Raw genomic sequence first — 16,700 nt, 5'->3', positions numbered from 1 at the left:
TCAGCAGAAGTGGATCACAACATCACGGGGGTCTTGTTCATGTGGCTGCGTGGCGCAGGGAGTCCAGAACGGTGAGTTCGTCCGCAGAAAGACGAAGAGCGCCGGCGGCCACGTTCTGGGCGAGGTGCTCAGGGTCGCCGGTGCCGGGGATGGCCAGCACGTGGGCGCCCTGGTGCAGGGTCCACGCCAGACGAATCTGGGCTGCGCTCACCCCGTGCGCGCGGGCGATGGCCTGCACCTCTGTGCTGTCGTCGGCGGTCGCACCGCCTTCGCGTCCGGTGCCAGCGATCGAGTAGAACGGCACGAACGCGATGCCCTGCTCACCGCAGATGCGCAGAAACTCCTTCTGCTCGGTTGATGCGCCGATGCCGTACATGTTCTGCACGCAGACCACCGGCGCGATGCTCTGAGCCTCGGCGAGGTGGTGGGGGCGGATGTTGGACAGGCCCAGGTGACGGATGAGTCCGGCCTTGCGCAGTTCGGCGAGTGCCCCGAAGCGGTCGGCGATGGAATTGGTGCCGACGATGCGCAGATTCACCACGTCGAGGTGGTCGCGGCCTAGCTGGCGCAGGTTCTCCTCGACCTGGCCGCGCAGCTGCTCGGGGGTGGCGTGCGGCAGCCACTGGCCCGCAGGGTCGCGGCCCGGTCCGACCTTGGTGGTGATGACGAGATCGTCCCCGTAGGGGGCCAGCGCCCGGTTGATCAGCTCGTTGGCGGAGCGCAGCGGTGAGAAGTAGAACGCGGCGGTGTCGATGTGGTTCACGCCGAGCTCCACCGCGCGGCGCAGCACACCGATCGCCTGGTCGCGGTCGCGCGGGACGGCGTCGGCCACGAACGCCTCGCCGTGCTGCGGCAGGCGCATCGCGCCGAAACCGACCCGGTTGACCCTCAGGTCCCCGAGACGGAAGGTGCCCGATGCCGCCGCGGTGATCGTTTGTGCAGTCATGGCGGGATGATCTCCGCACGATAGGCTGGCCCGCCATTGATTCACACATGCCTGAATCCATCGAGGAGTGGTCGTCCTGGCAGCGTTGGCGTTCTCGGCGAGGGACCTGGCGCAGGTGCGGTTCGCCCTCTCGCCGATGTGGGAGATCGCGCCCAGCTTCCGGCTGCTCACGTCCGGCACGCCTCATCCGGTCCACCGGCCCTGGGCCGACCAGGTATGGCCGCGTGTGGTGGCCGCCGGGCTGGACCGGGGCTGGCTGGCCGAGCTGATCCCGCCCACCGGCTACGTCCCCGACTTCCTCAACCCGGCCCCCGCCGGACCGGCTCCCACACCGGCGGCAGAGCAGGATGCGATCCTCGCCTCGCCTGCCGACCGGGTGCGCCAGGACCTCGACCACCTAGCCCGCCACCAGGGAACGCTCGGCCCCCGGCTGCGGACCCTGCACGCCGACCCGCAGACCCGCCTCGCCAAGGTCACAGAGGAGATCGGAACGTACTGGGAGTTGGCACTCGCCCCCTACTGGGCACGGATCCGGGAAGTGCTGGACGCAGACATCTTCTACCGGGCCCGCATGGTCGCCGAGCACGGCGCGGGCCACCTCTTCAACGACCTGCACACCTCGGTGAGCTGGGACGATAATGGGCTGCGGCTGGCCCGCCGAAAGCAACCGCTGACCCGCGAGACGGCAGGTACAGGACTACTCCTGATCCCCTCGGTCTTCACCGGACCGGGACTGCGGACCCGGACGACGCTGCCCGACCCGCCCCAACTCGTCTATCCGGCACGCGGTGTCGGCTCGCTCTGGACGCCGCGGCCGGGCACTCAGACCAGCACCCTCGCCGCCGTACTGGGCCGCTCACGGACCTTGCTGCTGACCGAACTGGAGACCCCGGCCTCCACCACACAGTTGGCCCACCGCACCGGACTCTCCCCAGCCGGGGTATCCCAATACCTCACCGCACTACGTAACGCGGGCCTGGTCAGCGCCCACCGCGCTGGCCGATCCGTCCTCTACGCCCGCACCACCGCGGCCGAAACCCTTCTCCAAGCAGCCTCTGCCTGAGACTTGGTCAACCCCCGAAGGACTTCCGAAGCCGACCACTAAGCCGTACGACGGCCCCTGATCAGGGCTGATCTCGGTGAAACGGCGCAGTGGCCGTGGGCGGGTCGGTAGCGTTGCGGCCATGCTGAGTGCTGACGAGCCGCCGCTGAACGACCTGAAAGACGAGCAGCTCCAGAAGCTCCTGGGCGAGGTCGCCCCGAGGTGGAGAAGTTGATGGAGGGGGCACCCTCGCGATCGAAGGGCCGCTACGACCGGGAGACGTGGAACCGGATCTGCGACAGGCTCGCGCACGAGGCGCCGATCCTGATGATGACGCTGTCCGCTCCGGCGCACCCGTACCTGGGCAGGGACTGCGAGCAGGCGGTGCGGGAGGCCGCGGGCGTCCTGGACTCGGTGGTGCAGCTCTTCGACCAGACCCTGTCGGGCTCGGAGTCGCGGGCGAAGATCAAGCTGCGCGAGGTGCTCGCCGAGCGGGCCAAGCTGTCGGAGGACCGGCTTGCCCTCCTGGACGAGATCCTGATCGCCTGCCTGATCGGGCTCTCCACGAACCTCGGACTGCACGGGATGGCCGCGTCCTGCGGCATCCCGTAGGACGTGCTGGCGTGGGCCGCGGAGTGGTACATCCGGGAAGAGACGCTGCGCGAGGCGAACATCGTCCTGGTCAACTACCACCACAGACTGCCGATGGCGACCATGTTCGGCTCCGGCACGCTGTCGTCCTCCGACGGGCAGCGCTTCCCCACCCTGTACCGGATGGGCGCGAAGACCGACTACGAGGAACGCTTCCCGACCGCCGGGCCGCTGCTGACCAAGAAGGCCTACCTGGACCTGGTCGCCGATCACTGGGACGACCTGCTGCGTCTGGCGGGCTCGCTGAAGTGCGGGCACGCCACCGCATCCCTGATCGTCGGCAAGCTGTCCGCGTCCTCCCGGCAGAACGCGCTGGCCGCCGCGTTGAAGGAGTACGGGGCGATCCGCAGAACGATCTACGCGGCGAAGTACCTGTCGGACGAGAGCTACCGGCGCAAGATCGCCCGCCAGCTGAACAAGGGCGAGTCCCTGCACGCCCCGCGCCGCCAGCTCCACTACGCCCGCGAGGGCAAGGTCGCCCGGCGCCAGCCCGAGCAGCAGAACGAGCAGGCGTGGTGCCTGACCGTCGTGACCAACAGCGTGGTCTGCTGGCACACCGAGTACATGGGCCTGGCCGTCGATGAACTCCGTACTGCCGGCCGCGAGGTGGACTCCGAGGTGCTGGCGCACATTTCCCCGGCCCGTAGCTCGGTGGTCAACTACTACGGCTCGATCACCGTCGACTACGAGCGCGAACTCGCCCAGCTCGACGACCGGGGCCACCGGCCGCTGCGGACCGTGGACACGGACGACCCCGAAGCCGGGCTGTAGAAACAGCAGTCGGCCCCTGCTTACAGCTACAACGCCAGTCAGCCCGCCGGTCCGTCAGCGATGGCCAGCATGTTCTCAATGAGGTTGGCGGCGCGCGGGGTGCCGCCCTCGGCCCGGGCGTCAGCGCGCAACTGTGCCGATCGGCGAGCGACTTCCGTGTCGGTGACCAGTTCGTTCAGGGCCGCTCTCAGCGTCTTGGCAGTAGCGTCCGGGGTGTCGATGCGGCGAGCAATGCCCAGCTCCACGAGCTGGTCCGCGTTCACGAACTGTTCGGCGCCCTGCGGCACGGCGATCATCGGGACGCCCGCAAGGAGTCCTTCGCCGCAGCCGCCCATTCCGGCGTGGGTGACGAAGGCGTCCGCCTGCTCCAGGATCGCCCTCTGCGGGACCCAGGAATGCACCTCGACGTTGGGTGGGATGTCGCCGATTTCGTGCGGGTTGGTGTACTTGCCGATCTGGAGCACGATGTGCCAGCCGGGCAGGTTTCCGTACGCCGCGACGCACTGGCGGTAGAACTCCGGTTGGCGCGTGTACGCCGAGCCCAGGGAGATCAACAGTACGTTCTCCGCGTCCGCCGGCCGTGTCCAGCTGCCCGCGTCCTCACGTGCGTCGAAGCAGGGCCCGACGAAGGTCACCGAGTCGGTGTCGACCTTGTCGGCGTACGGCTGCATCGCCCGAGAGATCAGGGCCAGGGCCCGTGCGGGAGGACCGGAGAAGGCGTCCACGTCCGTGGTGGTCGCCCCGCAGTCGGCGAGCCAGTGTGCGAACCTCGCCCGGTAGGCGTCGGCACCCGGCAACTTCCACAGGTGCGCCGCGATCTCCTCTCCATAGCCGTCCCAGGCTACGAACGTCGGGGACAACTGCATGAGGGGCCGGCCCTGCCCTTCGGCGAGGGCGCGCGCGGCGTAGGCGCCGATGTCGTACAGGTACAGGTCCGCCGGGGCGTGGTCGTAGACGGCACGCAGCTGAGGGAGTGCCTGGATGGCGTCGTCGAGGAAAAGGTTCGCCGCGGCGATGGGGTCGTCGGGCCAGTTGTTGTCGGCAACCGGCAGCACGGAGGTGCAGGGCACCAGTTCGGCGCCGGTGTCCGCGATCCGGTCCGCCACGGCTGGGTCGTTGGCGTAGGTGACCCGGTGGCCGCGGGCCACCAGCTCGCGAATGATCTCTAGGCTCGGCAGGACGTGGCTGACGGCCGGGATGCCGACCATCGCGATGTGGGCACGGCGACGGGACACGGGCGATCACTCGTTTCGGGTGCGGGGTGGGCATGGGCGGGATCGAGGTGCATCCGTCGGTGTCACGGATGACGAGTGCGCGGGGCGGCTGCCGCCAGCTCGGCGACCGATCCCGACATGATCGTCCGTACGTGCTCGGTGATGTGATCCGCGGGCCGGTCCCACCAGGCGACGGCGAGGAGGCGGGCGACGTCCTCGGCGTCGTAGCGGGTGCGGATGAGTCGGGCAGGGTTGCCGCCGACAATGCCGTAGTCGGGTACGTCGCCTGTTACCACGGCGCCGGAGGCGATGATCGCGCCGTGGCCGATCCGAACGCAGGGCATGACCGTCGCGCTGTGGCCGAACCAGACGTCGTTGCCGACGACGGTGTCGCCCCGGCTGGGCAGGTTGGTGAGCAGGTCGAAGTGGTCGGCCCAGGAGCCGCCCATGGTGGGGAAGGGGAAGGTCGAGGGGCCGTCCATACGGTGGTTGGCGCCGTTCATGATGAATCGTGTTCCGGTGCCCAGCGCGCAGAATTTACCGATGACGAGTCTCTCGGGGCCGTAGTGGTAGAGGACGTTGTGCGTCTCGAACGCAGTAGGGTCGTTCGGGTCGTCGTAGTAGGAGTACTCGCCGACTTCGATCAGTGGCGACTTCACCAGCGGCTTGAGCAGCACCACCCGCTGCTGTTCGGGCATCGGGTGCAGGACGGTGGGGTCGGCGGGAGCAGTCGGCATCGTGAGTCGATCCCTCTCTGGAACGGGCGTAGGGGTCGGACAGGAACCTCAGCCTCTGATCACAGGCACTCGGGCGGCGCGCAGAGCCAGGTGGGTTCCTCTCCAGCGTCGCCGAAGCAACCGGTCGTGGCTGACGAGGACGACGGTGCCGGCGAAACCGGCCAAGGCGGTCTCCAGTTCCTCGGCAAGGGCTGGAGACGGGTGGTTGGTGGGCTCGTCGAGCAGCAGGATGTCCGCAGGCTGGCTGACCAACCGCGCCAGGGCGAGCCGCTGCCGCTGGCCGGTGGAGAGCCGCGTGACCGGCACCGCCAGCCGGGACCGGTCGAACAGCCCGAGGGCCAGAAGCCGTTCGGCGTGGTCGTCGGCTTCCCCCGCCCGCCCACGGGCGTAGGCGGCCAGGAGGGTCTCGTCCGCCGAACCGGGGTCCGGGTCCTGCGGGAGGTACCCGATCCGGCCGCGCCTGTTGACGTGCCCGCGGCCGGGGGCCAGGTCGCCGGCCAGGACGCGCAGCAGGGTGCTCTTGCCCGCGCCGTTCTCGCCCGTGACCAGCAGGCGCTCGCCCGCCCGGACTGTCAGATCGATCGGGTCGAGTCTGCCGGCGACAGCGACCCCGACGGCGTCGAGCACGGCGCCTTGCAGCTGTCCGGCGCGCAGCACAGGCGAGAAGTTCAAAGGCTCCGGCGGGGCCGGGACCGGGTCGGCCAACAGACGGCGCAGCCGTTCCTCGGCGTTGCGGACGCGGCTGGCCAGGGACTGCTGCACACGGGCACCGGCCTGGTTGTAGGCCAGTTTGTTGCCGTCCTTCATCGCCCGGCCGGGGCCACCCGGCGGGCGGTACCCGAAGCCGAGTCGCGCACCCGGTCGACTTCGGCACGCCACCGGTCGTGGTGCTGGGCCCAGCGCCGCCGCGCCGCCGCCTTCTCCGCGAGGTAGCCGGCGTAGCCGTTGCCGTACCGGACGACGCTGCGTCGGTCCCCGTCCACCTCCAGCAGGCTTGTAGCGACGTGTTCGAGGAAGCCCCGATCGTGCGAAACAACCTCGTAGCCGCCGCGCAGCTCGAAGGCCGAGACGGCCTCGCCGTACGCGTCGAGCGCCGACTCGTCACCGTCGGCCATCGCTGCCTCCAGGCGGCGCATCCGCGCTTCGAACGCACGAAGATCGTCCAGTGCCCGATCGATGACCTGCTGAGCCGTCGCATCCGCTGGCAGGCCCCCGTCCTGGGCGAGGTAGCCGACGCCACCGTCGGCCTGCAGGATGATCTCCCCCTGGTCGGGGAGCTCCCGCTTGGCGAGCAGCCGCAGCAGGGTGGTCTTGCCGGACCCGTTCTCGCCGACGATCCCGGTGCACTCACCCTTCGCGAGCGAGCAGCTCACCGAGTCGAGAACGGACCTGCCGTCGAAGGACTTGCTGACTGCGAGCGCGGTGATCTGTGTGGACATACGAGCAACTCCGAAGCTGTCGGGGACGAAACCGTCGCCTGGGACCGCAAGGCAGGAAGAACGCTTCGGAAGAGCATCGGCAACTCCACTAGTGCGACAACTGTCACTTTAAGATGCTGTCATGATCTAGTCCCACCGAGCAACCGGATTCCCGATGACAGAACCACCGGACAACCCGCCGGAACGTGCCCGCCCCACCGCACCGCCCGATCGCCGACCGGGCGGCCGCACCGCCCGCATCCGTGCCCAAGTACTCGACGCGGTGCGCGCCGAACTCGGTGAACACGGTTACGAGGGGCTCACGGTGGAGGGCGTCGCGGCCCGCGCTGGCGTGCACCGCGCCACGGTCTACCGGCGCTGGCAGGACGTCGGTGGCTTGCTCGCCGACGTCCTCGACGCAGCCGGCGAGGACGACTGGCAGCCTCCGAACACCGGTTCCCTGCACGGCGATCTGACAGCCCTCAACGACGAGATCCAGGAGTCCTTGGCCGCACAACCGTCGATCCCCGAAGCCCTGATGGCCGCCTCGTTCCGCTCCGCGCAAGCCGCCCACGCCCAGCAGCAGTTGTGGGAGGACCGGTACGCGCGCTGCGAGGTCCTCGTCGAGCGCGCCGTCCAACGTGGTGAACTCCCGCCGCACACGGACGCGCGGCGTCTGCTGATCGCCGCCACCGCACCGCTCTACCACCAGCTAGTACTTCTGCGGACCGCTCCTGATCCGCAGTTGCCCGCTCACGCCGCGACCACAGCAACCCTGGCCGCCGCCGCCGGAGCGTTCACCCGCCCTGCGCAGGGCGAGGAATCCTGACGGTCGGCCTGCCCGGGCCGCAGCGCTGATCGGGCAGTGCGGCGGCTCGGGGCAGTCCGGAGGCCGGGCGCCGGTGGACGGGGGCCAGGCCGCATTCACCAAGGAGTGGGCCGCAGGGGCTGCATCCGGTGCCCGGTGAGGTGCGGACGTCGATGCTGTCTGGCATCAGGGCGGCAGCTTCCGCAGTGATGCCTCCGCCTGCCCGATGTCCACCTGTGCCGCCCCGGCGAGCTCGCCCTGCCGCACCGGGAAGGGCAAGGTGGCCATCCAGTACCACACCGCCCGCTTCCGCCTCGTGCCCCAACTCGCCAAGGCCCTCAGCGTGCCGAAGCGTTGTTTTTTTCGGCGAGAACTACTGGGACCCCGGGGAGCCGCCGGTGCCGTCGACGCCGCGGCGATCAGCGCCGGCGCCAGATCCTCCTTACGGATGCGCTGATCGATGTAGAGGAGACCCAGCCCCGACCGGCCTGCCGAGGACCGCCTCCTGGACGATCGCCGGGCAGCAGGTCTGCATCATCGCCGTCGCGAGCAGCAGCACCGCCGTCACCGCGACCCACACACCGGCGAAGGTGATGACCAGCGGCTTGATGTCGGCCCAGGAGGGTGTGGAGTGCGCAGGGGTGCCGACGACGGCGGAGAGATGGTCGCCGACGGCGGCGTACGCGACGGTCAGCGCCCCGCCGGCCAGCAGCAACGCGACGCCGTACACGGCCAGGGCGATACCGAGCACCTGCCGCCAGTAGCGGCCCAGCGTGGAGAACGCGCCGCCGAGTATCTCGCCGAGATCGAGCGGGCTCAGCGGTATCACGCCCGGCTTGGGCCCCCGGGGGCGCGACCAGCCGCCCCAGCCGGGTGGGCCGCCTCCGTGCGGAGGCGGACCCCAGCCGTGCGGAGGAGGCCCACCGCCGTACGGTCCGTGTCCGCCCGGCGGCCCACCGTCCCCCGCGCCGCCGCCCCACCCCTGGTCCCGCGTCACTGCTCAGCTCCGATGTGTGTGGCCGACTGTGGCCGGGACACGGTAGCCGCTCCACCGCTCCACCAGGACTCCAGCCGTTCTGTGTACGGGCGTACGCAGTCATGCGTACACTCGTACACATGGGATTGGGATACGGAATGCTCGCCGTCGCGATCGCGGCGGAGGTGGCCGCCACGACGGCCATGAAATACAGCGAGGGCTTCACCCGGCTCTGGCCCTCACTGGCGGCCGTGGCCGGTTACGTCCTGGCCTTCGCGCTGCTCGCCCAGACGCTGAAGACCCTCTCCGTCGGCACCGCGTACGCGATCTGGGCCGGCGTCGGCACCGCCGCCGTCGCCGCCATCGGCATGGTGTTCCTGAGCGAGGCGGCCACCCCGGCGAAGCTCGCCGGCATCACGCTCGTCATCGCCGGTGTCGTGCTGCTCAACGTCGGCGGGGCCCACTGATGGCCCGGCGGTACGACCCCGAGCGGCGGCAGCGCATCATCGACGCCGCGATCCGGGTCGTCGGGCGCGGCGGGATCGCCGGGCTGAGCCACCGCACCGTCGCCGCCGAGGCCGATGTGCCGCTCGGCTCCACGACGTACCACTTCGCCTCCCTGGACGAGCTGTTGGTCGCCGCGCTGCGACAGGCCAACGAGGGCTTCGCCTCCGCCGTCAGGGAGAGCGGCGCCCTCGCCCGCCCCGACTGCGACATCGCGGACGAGCTGGCCCGGATCACCGGACGGTGGCTGGCGGCGGACCGCACCGGCGTCGAGCTGGAGTACGAGCTGTACCTCGCCGCCCTGCACCGCCCCGCGCTGCGCCCGGTGGCCGCCGAATGGTGCGACGGGGTCATGAAGATCCTCGCCGACCGCGTCGACACGGTGACCGCCTGCGCGCTGGTCGCGCTGCTCGACGGCATCTGCCTCCAAGTGCTGCTCACCGGCGGCGAGTACGACGTCGACTACGCACGGGAGATGCTCGGCAGGATCCTCGCCGGGTCGTCGGCGTCGTCCGGTCCGTCGGCGCCGGCGGCCGGTGCGCGTGCCCCGGTAGATTGACCGCATGAGCATTCCGCCCGCCACGCCCGCGCCGGAGTCCGAACCGGAGCACTCGGCCGTCATGGGCCCCGAGATCACCTACGCGGAGTGCCGGCAGTGCGGCACGCTCATCGCCGGGCTCGACGGCCGCTACAGCTGCGGAGTCTGCGGCTGGGTGAACCACCACTCCGAGGGACACCGGCTCCTTCCGCGCGCCGAGGACGACACCACCCGCGCGGCGGGCGTCACGGACAACAACCGGCTCGGCTGACCGCGAACGCCCCGGCCGGCGGGCCCCGGTGCCCGTACGCCGAGACCGGTTGGCCTCCGCGTACGGGCGCCCGTTAGGTTTCGCTCATGACCGACACGACTGCTACTCGCACCACCGGCGCCGTCGCCGCCGGGCTCGCCACCCTCACCGAGGACGGCACCGTCCTCGACACCTGGTACCCCGCCCCCGCGCTCGGCGACGAGCCGGGCCCCGCCGGTACCGAGCGGCTGACCGCCGACCGCGCGGCCGAACTGCTCGGCGACGCCGCGCGCAAGGCCGTCGGACCCGATCCGCGCCGCGGGGTCGAGGTCGTCGCCGTCCGTACGGTCATCGCCTCGCTCGACGACAAGCCGCTGGACGCGCACGACGCCTACCTGCGTCTGCATCTGCTCAGCCACCGTCTGGTGAAGCCGCACGGTCAGAGCCTCGACGGGATCTTCGGCCTGCTCGCCAACGTCGCCTGGACCTCGCTCGGTCCGGTCGCCGTCGCCACACTGGAGACGGTGCGTCTCAACGCCCGCGCGGAGGGCCTGCACCTCCAGGTCACCTCGGTCGACAAGTTCCCGCGCATGACGGACTACGTCGCCCCCAAGGGCGTCCGGATCGGCGACGCCGACCGCGTCCGCCTCGGCGCGCACCTCGCCGAGGGCACCACCGTGATGCACGAGGGCTTCGTCAACTTCAACGCCGGCACGCTCGGCACCTCCATGGTCGAGGGCCGGATCTCGGCCGGTGTCGTCGTCGGCGACGGCTCGGACATCGGCGGCGGGGCCTCCACCATGGGCACCCTCTCCGGCGGCGGCACCGAGCGCATCGTCATCGGCGAGCGCTGCCTGATCGGCGCCGAGGCGGGCGTCGGCATCCCGCTCGGTGACGAGTGCGTGGTCGAGGCGGGTCTCTACATCACCGCCGGTACGCGCGTGACGCTGCCCGACGGGGAGATCGTCAAGGCCCGCGGTCTGTCCGGCGCCTCGAACATCCTCTTCCGCCGCAACTCGGTCACCGGCAAGGTCGAGGCCCGCCCGAACAACGCGGTCTGGGGCGGTCTCAACGACGTCCTGCACAGCCACAACTGACGACGCGCGGGGGCGTACGCGTACGCCCCCGCGCACACCACGGGGGACGGGGATCCGATGACCAGGCGACACCGCCCGGCCGCGCTGCTGGCCGGGGTGTCCGTCCTGCTGCTGACGGCGGCGGGCTGTTCGGACCTCAGGAGCGAGATCGAGGCGGAGACCGGCGCGGGCGCCGCCCCGACCGCGCCGGCGCAGTCCCCGCCGCCGTCCGTCGCCCCGCCCTCGCCGCCGTCCCTGCCGTCGGCCTCGTCCGCCGGGACGACGTCTCCCGGGTGCCCGCCGTCGGGCCTGGACGTCGTGATCGGCGGCGAGGACGCCGCGATGGGCCACCGCGTAGTCACCCTCAAGCTCTGGAACTGCGGCGACGAGCCCCACCGGGTCAAGGGACACCCGGGCCTCGAACTCCTCGACGGGGCCCGGACACCGATCGACGTCGAAGTCACCCACGAGAGCGACTACACCTACACCGGCAGACGCGACGACAGGCCCCGGCAGCTGACGCTCGCGCCCAACACGACCGCGAGCGCGGTTTTGCACTGGAACAACCGCGTCACCTCCCTGGACGGAGCCCCCACCCCGGGCGCCCACATCCTCGTCACACCCGCCCCCGGCGAGGAGCCCGTCTCCCTCCCGCTCCCGATCGACCTCGGCACGGAAGGCACCCTGGACGTGACCTCCTGGGCGGCCGATCCTGTCAGTGGCCGGTGATCCAATGGACCCCATGGACACCGAACGCGCCGATCCCGCCGACCTCGACACGCTGCGCGCCGCCTTCCCGCCCGAGCTGCGCAGACCCCCGCTGGGCTGGGAGGCCGTCCATGCCTTCGAGTCGGAGCAGGGCGTCGTACTGCCGGAGCCGTACCGCACGATGGTCGCCGAGATATGCGACGGCAGCGGTGAGGGGCCGGCGGACGTCGACGGGCTGATACCGCTGGAGCGCCTGCCCGCGGACTGGGGCCCCGACACCGGCCAGCGCGCGCCCGCGAAGCCGTTCCCGCTCACGGAGGCGTGGGTGTGGGAGGACGATCCCAGGCCGTACGAGGAGCTGGAACCGCTGATCGACGAGGTCGGCAACGACGGCAGCATCGTGCTGGGCACGGACGGCTGCGGGCTGTACTGGCATCTGGTCGTCACCGGCGCGCAGCGCGGCCGGATATGGGCCGTCAGCGATGTGGGCGCGGCGCCCGCCGAGGAGGAGCCCGGATTCGCCGACTGGGTCGCGCACTGGGCGAAGTCGCGTTGACTTCAACCGCACTTCATATTCGAGCATGGTGGGCGAAGCCGCACCGCGGTGGTGCGGCGGCGAGGAGGATCACCATGTCCGTGCAGGTCAGCACCGTCCCCGAGATCAACCGTCCGGGTGTCGGCGTCGTCAAGGTCAGCACCTGGCACGTCGGTACGCCCGAGCGGCAGCGCGCGGCGGTGGAGGCGATCGGTGAGGCATGGGGGCGCCGGGACTGGCCGGACGGCGGCCTCCTGTCGTACAGCGTCATGGTCGGCGAGGACGGCAGGACGCTGCTCCACTACTCGCAGTGGTGCGACGAGACGGCCTACCAGGACTTCGTCCGTACGGGCCGCGACGAGCGGAACGCGGAGATCGACGCGGCGGTGCCGGGGATCGAGCGGCTCGGGCTCGGCTCGTACGAGCTGTACCGGAGCGGGGCGACCGAGGGCGACACCCGGGTGCCCGGCTGTGTCGTGATCGTGGACGTCCGGTTCGACGGTCCCGACCCCGCGCGGCAGCGGGAGTGGACGGACACCGTCTTCGCGGCCCTCGACAGCGACCGTTACGAGCGGTCGGCCGGGATCGCCGCGTACTTCCACGCGAGCACGGACGGGACGCGGGTGCTCAACTACGCGGAGTGGGAGAACGCGGAGGGCCACATCCTGGCACTCAACGCGCCCGGGGACGGCGTCGGTTCGGGCTCGGAGCAGTGGGAGAGGGTGCGGACCTTCCCGGGCCTCGCGGGCAGCACGGTGAACAGGTACACCCCCGGGATCAGCCTCGCCGCGGGCTGAGGGCGGCTCGCCCCGACGCCCGTGGAGGACCTGCCGGCCACGCGGAGAGAGCGGTGGTCCGGCCGTATGTGGGGTACGGCCGGGCCACCGCCGTTCAGGCAGACGCGGGCCCCGTCACGGGCGGAAGCGCAGCACCTGCGGGTCGTGGTCGCTGTTCTGGTCGGCGAACTCCGCGTTGATGTGGACGCTGTCGTAGTCGAAGTCGTCGACCGCCGGGCTCGTCAGGATCTGGTCGAGCACCTGGCTGTTGCCCTGGTAGACGTACGAGTAGCGCTCGGGTGCCGGCAGGGACTTGACCGCCGGGTACAGCGCGCCGTCGGCGGTGAGGGCCTTCGTCGTGGCGGAGAACTCGAAGTCGTTGATGTCACCGACCACCAGGACCTGGGCGCTCCGCTGGATCTTGAGGAGGTCCTTCACGAAGGTGTTGACGGCCTTCGCCTGGAGGTGCCGCTGTGCCTCGGAGATCCGGTTCGGCGGCTGGTGGTGCGAGACCAGGCTCTCGTCGCCGCCCTTGGAGCCGAAGTGGTTGGCGATCACGAGGACCGGCTTCCCGCGGAAGGTGAACTCACCGGCCAGCGGCTTGCGGCTGTCCTTCCAGGCGTCGTTCGCCGGGTCGATCCGGCCGGGGGACAGGCTCAGGCCGGCCTTGCCGTCCTGCCGTACGGCGTCGGTCGCGGTCGTCGCGTCGCCGCCCGGGCGGTCGGTGAACGAGACGCGCTCGGGGTTGAAGAGGAAGACCTGGCGGATGTTGCCGCCGGGCTCGCCGCCGTCCGTCTTGTTCTCCGGGTCGACGGTGCGTGCCTCGTACGCGGGGCCCCCGGCCGCCACGATCGCGGCCGTGAACCTGGCGATCGTCGCGTCGGCGGAGACGGTGCCGTCGTCCGTCGCGCCGTTGTCGTCCTGGATCTCCTCCAGCGCCAGGATGTCCGGCGACGACAGGTTGTCCACGACGGCGCCGGCGAGCGCGTCGAACTTCTCCTGCGGGTCGGACGGGTCGAGGTTCTCGACGTTGTACGTCGCCACGGCCAGCTCGTCGCGGCGCTGCGCGCGGGTCGTCTCGGGCTTCGCGCCGTCGCCGGTGACCTCGCCGAGCGTGCGGGCGGTCAGCGTGTAGCCGCCGAACTGGTTGAAGTCCAGCGGGCCTTCGGTGCTGCCGGACAGCACGTCACCGACGTCGGCCTTCGGGAACGGCTGCTCGGCGACCGGGGCCAGCTGCTGGATCTGGATCCTGCCGGTGTTCTGGTCGTCGTAACTGCCGTAGACCGTGCCGCCGCGGCGGTTGGCGTTCTCGCTCGGCTTGACCGTCACCCACAGCTCCGAGTACGGGTCGGTGGCGCCGACCACGCGCGAGGTGCCGACGCGGACGTTCATGCCCTCCAGCGACTCGTAGTGGTCCAGCGCGTAGCTGCGGGGCTTCAGTTGGAGGCCGTTGATGCTGTTGCCCGTCGCGGCGGTGCCCTTCGGGGCGTACGCGGCCGGTACGGACTTCGCCGAGATCGTCACCGGCGCGGGCAGCTTGTTGCCGGAGGAGACGACCGTGATCTTCGGCGACGAGATCTGGGTCAGGGACTGGTTCCCGGAGGCGGCGCCGCCCGGGATGTACTCGGTCACCGTGCCGGACACCTTGACCGAGTCGCCCACGGCCACCGTCGGCACGGCGTTGGTGAAGACGAAGATGCCCTCGCTCGTCGCGGCGTCCTTGTCGGGGTTCGGGTCCTGGAACCAGAAGCCCCGGGAGCCGTAGGTCCGTACGCCGGTGACGATGCCGGGCACGTCGGCCACGGGGGTACCGACGAGCGGCGATATCCGGCCACTGCCCTGGATGCCGTGGATCCTGATCTCGGCGGCGGACGCCGAGGAGGATCCGGCGAGCAGACCGGCTGCCAGTGCGGTGGCGACGAGGGCCGAAACTGCGGCCGTTCTCGGTACGGATGAAGGCATTACGGGACTCCGGGAGTGAGAAAGGGTGACGGAGTGGAGCGTCGTTCCACACGTGGTTCCACGTGTAGTTCTACGCGCGTCAATCTCTTGCGTGGGCACATGAGTTGTCAAGGGCGTCCGGGTGTACACCCGTTGTCGGCCAAGTGAACCGGGTGGGATGGGGTGAAATACGTCTACGCTTGGGCGCCCTGGACCCGCAAGGCGCAAGGAGAATCACCAGATGTCCGGAGACCGCCCCACCCTGCCGCCGGTGCGGCTGCCCTCGGACGCGGAGCTGGCGCGGGACGCGCTCGCCGTACCGCTGCTCGCGAGGGCCGTGCGTCTGGCCCGCTGGGCCGGGCCCGGGACGCGCGTCGGCGCGGGTGGTGAGCTCGTCGAGGAGCAACTGCCCGCGGCGGCCGAGGTGCTGGGACTCCTCGGGACCGAGAGTCCCGAACCGACGGAGAGCGACGAGGCGCTCGCGGCGCAGGCCCGTGCGACGGCGGAGGCCGAGGCGAGCGAGGCGTGGCGGGTGGCCGTCGACACCGGGCTGGTCGAGGTCGAGGACCCCTCCGGCGGAGGGGAACCGGCGGACGGAGCGGGCGGCGCGGACACCGGTGGCGACGGGGGCGGCACCGTGAGCGCCGGAGCCGCCCTCCAACTCATCGCCTCCGGCAGCCCGCAGGACGTCCTCTCCCTCTGGCTGGACGCCCTGGACGTCGTCTTCGCCGACGCGACGGCGCCCGTCCTGGAGGATCTGGCCGGCGCCATCGGCGACGACGGAGAGATCGACCTCGACGCCCTGGACTGGGACCCGGAGGCGGAGGCCGAGTTCCTGGAGGGTGTCCTCGGGAACCTCTATCTGCTCACCGTCGGCGAGGGCGGGACGGAACCCGTCCCCGTACCGCTGCCGGTGCTCGCCGCGTCGATGATCGTGCCGGACGACATGGGCGAGCCCACCGACGACGTGCTGGAACAGGTGTCGGACGCGATGATGCGGCTGGACGACCAGTTCGCCCTGCTGGAGCCGATCGGGCTCGTCACGTACGTGCCCGTGGACGAGGCCCTGATGGTCGACGACGCGGGGTCCGACGCCGTGCCGTCCGGCGACGACGAGGACGTGTCCCGGTACGGCGTGGTCACGCTGACCCCACTCGGCCTGCACGGCATCAGGTCCCGGATGCGGGACGCGGGAGTCGAGGCGCCCGCCGTCGGCGACCTCGCCGACAAGGGCGCCGACGCGCTGCTCGCCGGCGTCGCGCACTTCCCCGAGCCCGCCGCGCGCGCGGAGACCGAACGGTGGCTGGCCCACCGCGAACCCGCCGAGGCCGCGGGCGAACTCCTCGCCGCCGCCAGGGGCACCGACTCCGGCGCCCCGCTGCGCCGGCTGCACTGTCAGCAGTCCCTCGCGCTCGTCGGCGTCGAGGCCGAGCCCGCGGTGCGCGAGGTCCTGGACGACGCCGAGCTGGGCGGGCTCGCCCGCGTGTGGCTCGCGGAGCTGGGGGCCTCCGACGTGCCGCCGCCGTCCGAGTCGATGATCTTCTGGCTGGCGATCGACACGATCGCGGCCCAACTCGACGCCGAGGGCGAGCCCCTGGAGCTCCAGGAGCTGGTGGAGGGGCTGGTCGGCCAGCACAGCGGCTTCTTCGACGCGGCGTGGCGGGTGGACCACCCGGCGACGGCGGACGTGCTGGAGGCGATGGGCCGGCTGCACCGGGACCGCAAGGCGGCGAAGGACGCCCGCAAGGCGGCGTTCAAGGCGAGGTCGCGCAACGGGGGTTGAGGGGGCAGGGGCGAGGGGTGGAGGCT

The 16,700-nt window shown here is 71.0% G+C and carries 17 protein-coding genes and 1 pseudogene; 12 read left to right on the top strand and 6 right to left on the bottom strand.

Going from position 1 to position 16,700, the window contains the following annotated elements; translation table 11 throughout:
• Positions 1-37: 37 nt before the first annotated feature.
• Positions 38-946 (bottom strand): aldo/keto reductase, encoded by a 909-nt coding sequence (locus SSPS47_RS06880; RefSeq protein ID WP_164249535.1) that lies wholly within the window; start codon positions 944-946, stop codon positions 38-40.
• A 67-nt stretch (positions 947-1,013) separates the two neighbouring features.
• On the opposite strand from SSPS47_RS06880, the gene SSPS47_RS06875 reads away from it, so the two are divergent.
• The 3 genes from SSPS47_RS06875 (at position 1,014) to SSPS47_RS06865 (ending at position 3,410) form a co-directional block, all read left to right on the top strand.
• Entirely contained in the window at positions 1,014-2,009 is a 996-nt protein-coding gene (locus SSPS47_RS06875; RefSeq protein ID WP_239064795.1) for a winged helix-turn-helix domain-containing protein, read from the top strand.
• Positions 2,010-2,222: 213 nt separating this feature from the next.
• Complete coding sequence (locus SSPS47_RS06870) at positions 2,223-2,600, top strand: transposase (protein ID WP_164249533.1); 378 nt, start codon at positions 2,223-2,225, stop codon at positions 2,598-2,600.
• Between the two features lie 3 nt (positions 2,601-2,603).
• Positions 2,604-3,410 carry a Tn3 family transposase gene (locus tag SSPS47_RS06865; protein WP_164249531.1) on the top strand — a complete coding sequence of 269 codons (807 nt, stop codon included), beginning with the start codon at positions 2,604-2,606 and terminating at the stop codon, positions 3,408-3,410.
• Between the two features lie 38 nt (positions 3,411-3,448).
• On the opposite strand, the gene SSPS47_RS06860 is transcribed toward SSPS47_RS06865, so the two are convergent.
• The 3 genes and pseudogenes from SSPS47_RS06860 to SSPS47_RS06850 all read right to left on the bottom strand — a co-directional run bounded on the left by SSPS47_RS06860 (position 3,449) and on the right by SSPS47_RS06850 (position 6,800).
• Positions 3,449-4,645, bottom strand: coding sequence for a macrolide family glycosyltransferase (locus tag SSPS47_RS06860; RefSeq protein ID WP_239064794.1), 1,197 nt, complete (start codon positions 4,643-4,645; stop codon positions 3,449-3,451).
• A gap of 62 nt (positions 4,646-4,707) precedes the next feature.
• On the bottom strand, positions 4,708-5,361 hold the full coding sequence (locus tag SSPS47_RS06855; RefSeq protein ID WP_164249529.1) for a CatB-related O-acetyltransferase: 654 nt from the start codon (positions 5,359-5,361) through the stop codon (positions 4,708-4,710).
• A gap of 48 nt (positions 5,362-5,409) precedes the next feature.
• Positions 5,410-6,800 (bottom strand): annotated as a pseudogene (locus tag SSPS47_RS06850) (ATP-binding cassette domain-containing protein).
• Positions 6,801-6,954: 154 nt separating this feature from the next.
• Between SSPS47_RS06850 and SSPS47_RS06845 the strand changes: the two are divergent.
• On the top strand, positions 6,955-7,608 hold the full coding sequence (locus SSPS47_RS06845) for a TetR/AcrR family transcriptional regulator (RefSeq protein WP_164249527.1): 654 nt from the start codon (positions 6,955-6,957) through the stop codon (positions 7,606-7,608).
• 421 nt (positions 7,609-8,029) lie between these two features.
• On the opposite strand, the gene SSPS47_RS06840 is transcribed toward SSPS47_RS06845, so the two are convergent.
• Positions 8,030-8,416, bottom strand: a complete 387-nt coding sequence (locus SSPS47_RS06840) for a hypothetical protein (RefSeq protein WP_164249525.1) — start codon at positions 8,414-8,416, stop codon at positions 8,030-8,032.
• 287 nt (positions 8,417-8,703) lie between these two features.
• On the opposite strand from SSPS47_RS06840, the gene SSPS47_RS06835 reads away from it, so the two are divergent.
• The 7 genes from SSPS47_RS06835 (at position 8,704) to SSPS47_RS06805 (ending at position 12,971) form a co-directional block, all read left to right on the top strand.
• Positions 8,704-9,030, top strand: coding sequence for a multidrug efflux SMR transporter (locus SSPS47_RS06835; protein WP_187279958.1), 327 nt, complete (start codon positions 8,704-8,706; stop codon positions 9,028-9,030).
• On the top strand, positions 9,030-9,626 hold the full coding sequence (locus SSPS47_RS06830; protein WP_164249523.1) for a TetR family transcriptional regulator: 597 nt from the start codon (positions 9,030-9,032) through the stop codon (positions 9,624-9,626). The genes SSPS47_RS06835 and SSPS47_RS06830 overlap by 1 nt, the downstream gene beginning before the upstream one ends.
• 4 nt (positions 9,627-9,630) lie before the next feature.
• Positions 9,631-9,876, top strand: a complete 246-nt coding sequence (locus SSPS47_RS06825; protein WP_239064793.1) for a hypothetical protein — start codon at positions 9,631-9,633, stop codon at positions 9,874-9,876.
• An 86-nt stretch (positions 9,877-9,962) separates the two neighbouring features.
• Complete coding sequence (gene dapD, locus SSPS47_RS06820) at positions 9,963-10,952, top strand: 2,3,4,5-tetrahydropyridine-2,6-dicarboxylate N-succinyltransferase (protein WP_164249521.1); 990 nt, start codon at positions 9,963-9,965, stop codon at positions 10,950-10,952.
• Positions 10,953-11,009: 57 nt separating this feature from the next.
• Positions 11,010-11,660 (top strand): DUF4232 domain-containing protein, encoded by a 651-nt coding sequence (locus SSPS47_RS06815; RefSeq protein ID WP_164249519.1) that lies wholly within the window; start codon positions 11,010-11,012, stop codon positions 11,658-11,660.
• 13 nt (positions 11,661-11,673) lie between these two features.
• Positions 11,674-12,195, top strand: a complete 522-nt coding sequence (locus SSPS47_RS06810; RefSeq protein ID WP_164249517.1) for an SMI1/KNR4 family protein — start codon at positions 11,674-11,676, stop codon at positions 12,193-12,195.
• A gap of 74 nt (positions 12,196-12,269) precedes the next feature.
• Positions 12,270-12,971 (top strand): antibiotic biosynthesis monooxygenase, encoded by a 702-nt coding sequence (locus SSPS47_RS06805; protein WP_164249515.1) that lies wholly within the window; start codon positions 12,270-12,272, stop codon positions 12,969-12,971.
• Positions 12,972-13,085: 114 nt separating this feature from the next.
• Here SSPS47_RS06805 and SSPS47_RS06800 read toward each other — a convergent pair whose 3' ends face one another.
• Complete coding sequence (locus SSPS47_RS06800) at positions 13,086-14,912, bottom strand: endonuclease/exonuclease/phosphatase family protein (RefSeq protein ID WP_164249513.1); 1,827 nt, start codon at positions 14,910-14,912, stop codon at positions 13,086-13,088.
• Between the two features lie 220 nt (positions 14,913-15,132).
• Between SSPS47_RS06800 and SSPS47_RS06795 the strand changes: the two genes are divergently transcribed.
• Positions 15,133-16,674, top strand: coding sequence for a hypothetical protein (locus SSPS47_RS06795; protein WP_164249511.1), 1,542 nt, complete (start codon positions 15,133-15,135; stop codon positions 16,672-16,674).
• Positions 16,675-16,700 lie beyond the last annotated feature (26 nt).

The sequence above is a fragment of the Streptomyces sp. S4.7 genome, assembly GCF_010384365.1.
Taxonomy (GTDB): domain Bacteria; phylum Actinomycetota; class Actinomycetes; order Streptomycetales; family Streptomycetaceae; genus Streptomyces.
Note: the sequence above shows the minus strand (reverse complement) of the source record. Positions and strands in the feature narration are given on the sequence as shown.

Coding starts and splice junctions, on each gene's coding strand:
- SSPS47_RS06870 (WP_164249533.1), top strand. CDS start 2,223: ATGGAGGGGGCACCCTCGCGATCGAAGGGCCGCTACGACCGGGAGACG.
- SSPS47_RS06880 (WP_164249535.1), bottom strand. CDS start 946: ATGACTGCACAAACGATCACCGCGGCGGCATCGGGCACCTTCCGTCTC.
- SSPS47_RS06805 (WP_164249515.1), top strand. CDS start 12,270: ATGTCCGTGCAGGTCAGCACCGTCCCCGAGATCAACCGTCCGGGTGTC.
- SSPS47_RS06845 (WP_164249527.1), top strand. CDS start 6,955: ATGACAGAACCACCGGACAACCCGCCGGAACGTGCCCGCCCCACCGCA.
- SSPS47_RS06815 (WP_164249519.1), top strand. CDS start 11,010: ATGACCAGGCGACACCGCCCGGCCGCGCTGCTGGCCGGGGTGTCCGTC.
- SSPS47_RS06825 (WP_239064793.1), top strand. CDS start 9,631: ATGAGCATTCCGCCCGCCACGCCCGCGCCGGAGTCCGAACCGGAGCAC.
- SSPS47_RS06830 (WP_164249523.1), top strand. CDS start 9,030: ATGGCCCGGCGGTACGACCCCGAGCGGCGGCAGCGCATCATCGACGCC.
- SSPS47_RS06835 (WP_187279958.1), top strand. CDS start 8,704: ATGGGATTGGGATACGGAATGCTCGCCGTCGCGATCGCGGCGGAGGTG.
- SSPS47_RS06810 (WP_164249517.1), top strand. CDS start 11,674: ATGGACACCGAACGCGCCGATCCCGCCGACCTCGACACGCTGCGCGCC.
- SSPS47_RS06800 (WP_164249513.1), bottom strand. CDS start 14,912: ATGCCTTCATCCGTACCGAGAACGGCCGCAGTTTCGGCCCTCGTCGCC.
- dapD (WP_164249521.1), top strand. CDS start 9,963: ATGACCGACACGACTGCTACTCGCACCACCGGCGCCGTCGCCGCCGGG.
- SSPS47_RS06855 (WP_164249529.1), bottom strand. CDS start 5,361: ATGCCGACTGCTCCCGCCGACCCCACCGTCCTGCACCCGATGCCCGAA.
- SSPS47_RS06795 (WP_164249511.1), top strand. CDS start 15,133: ATGTCCGGAGACCGCCCCACCCTGCCGCCGGTGCGGCTGCCCTCGGAC.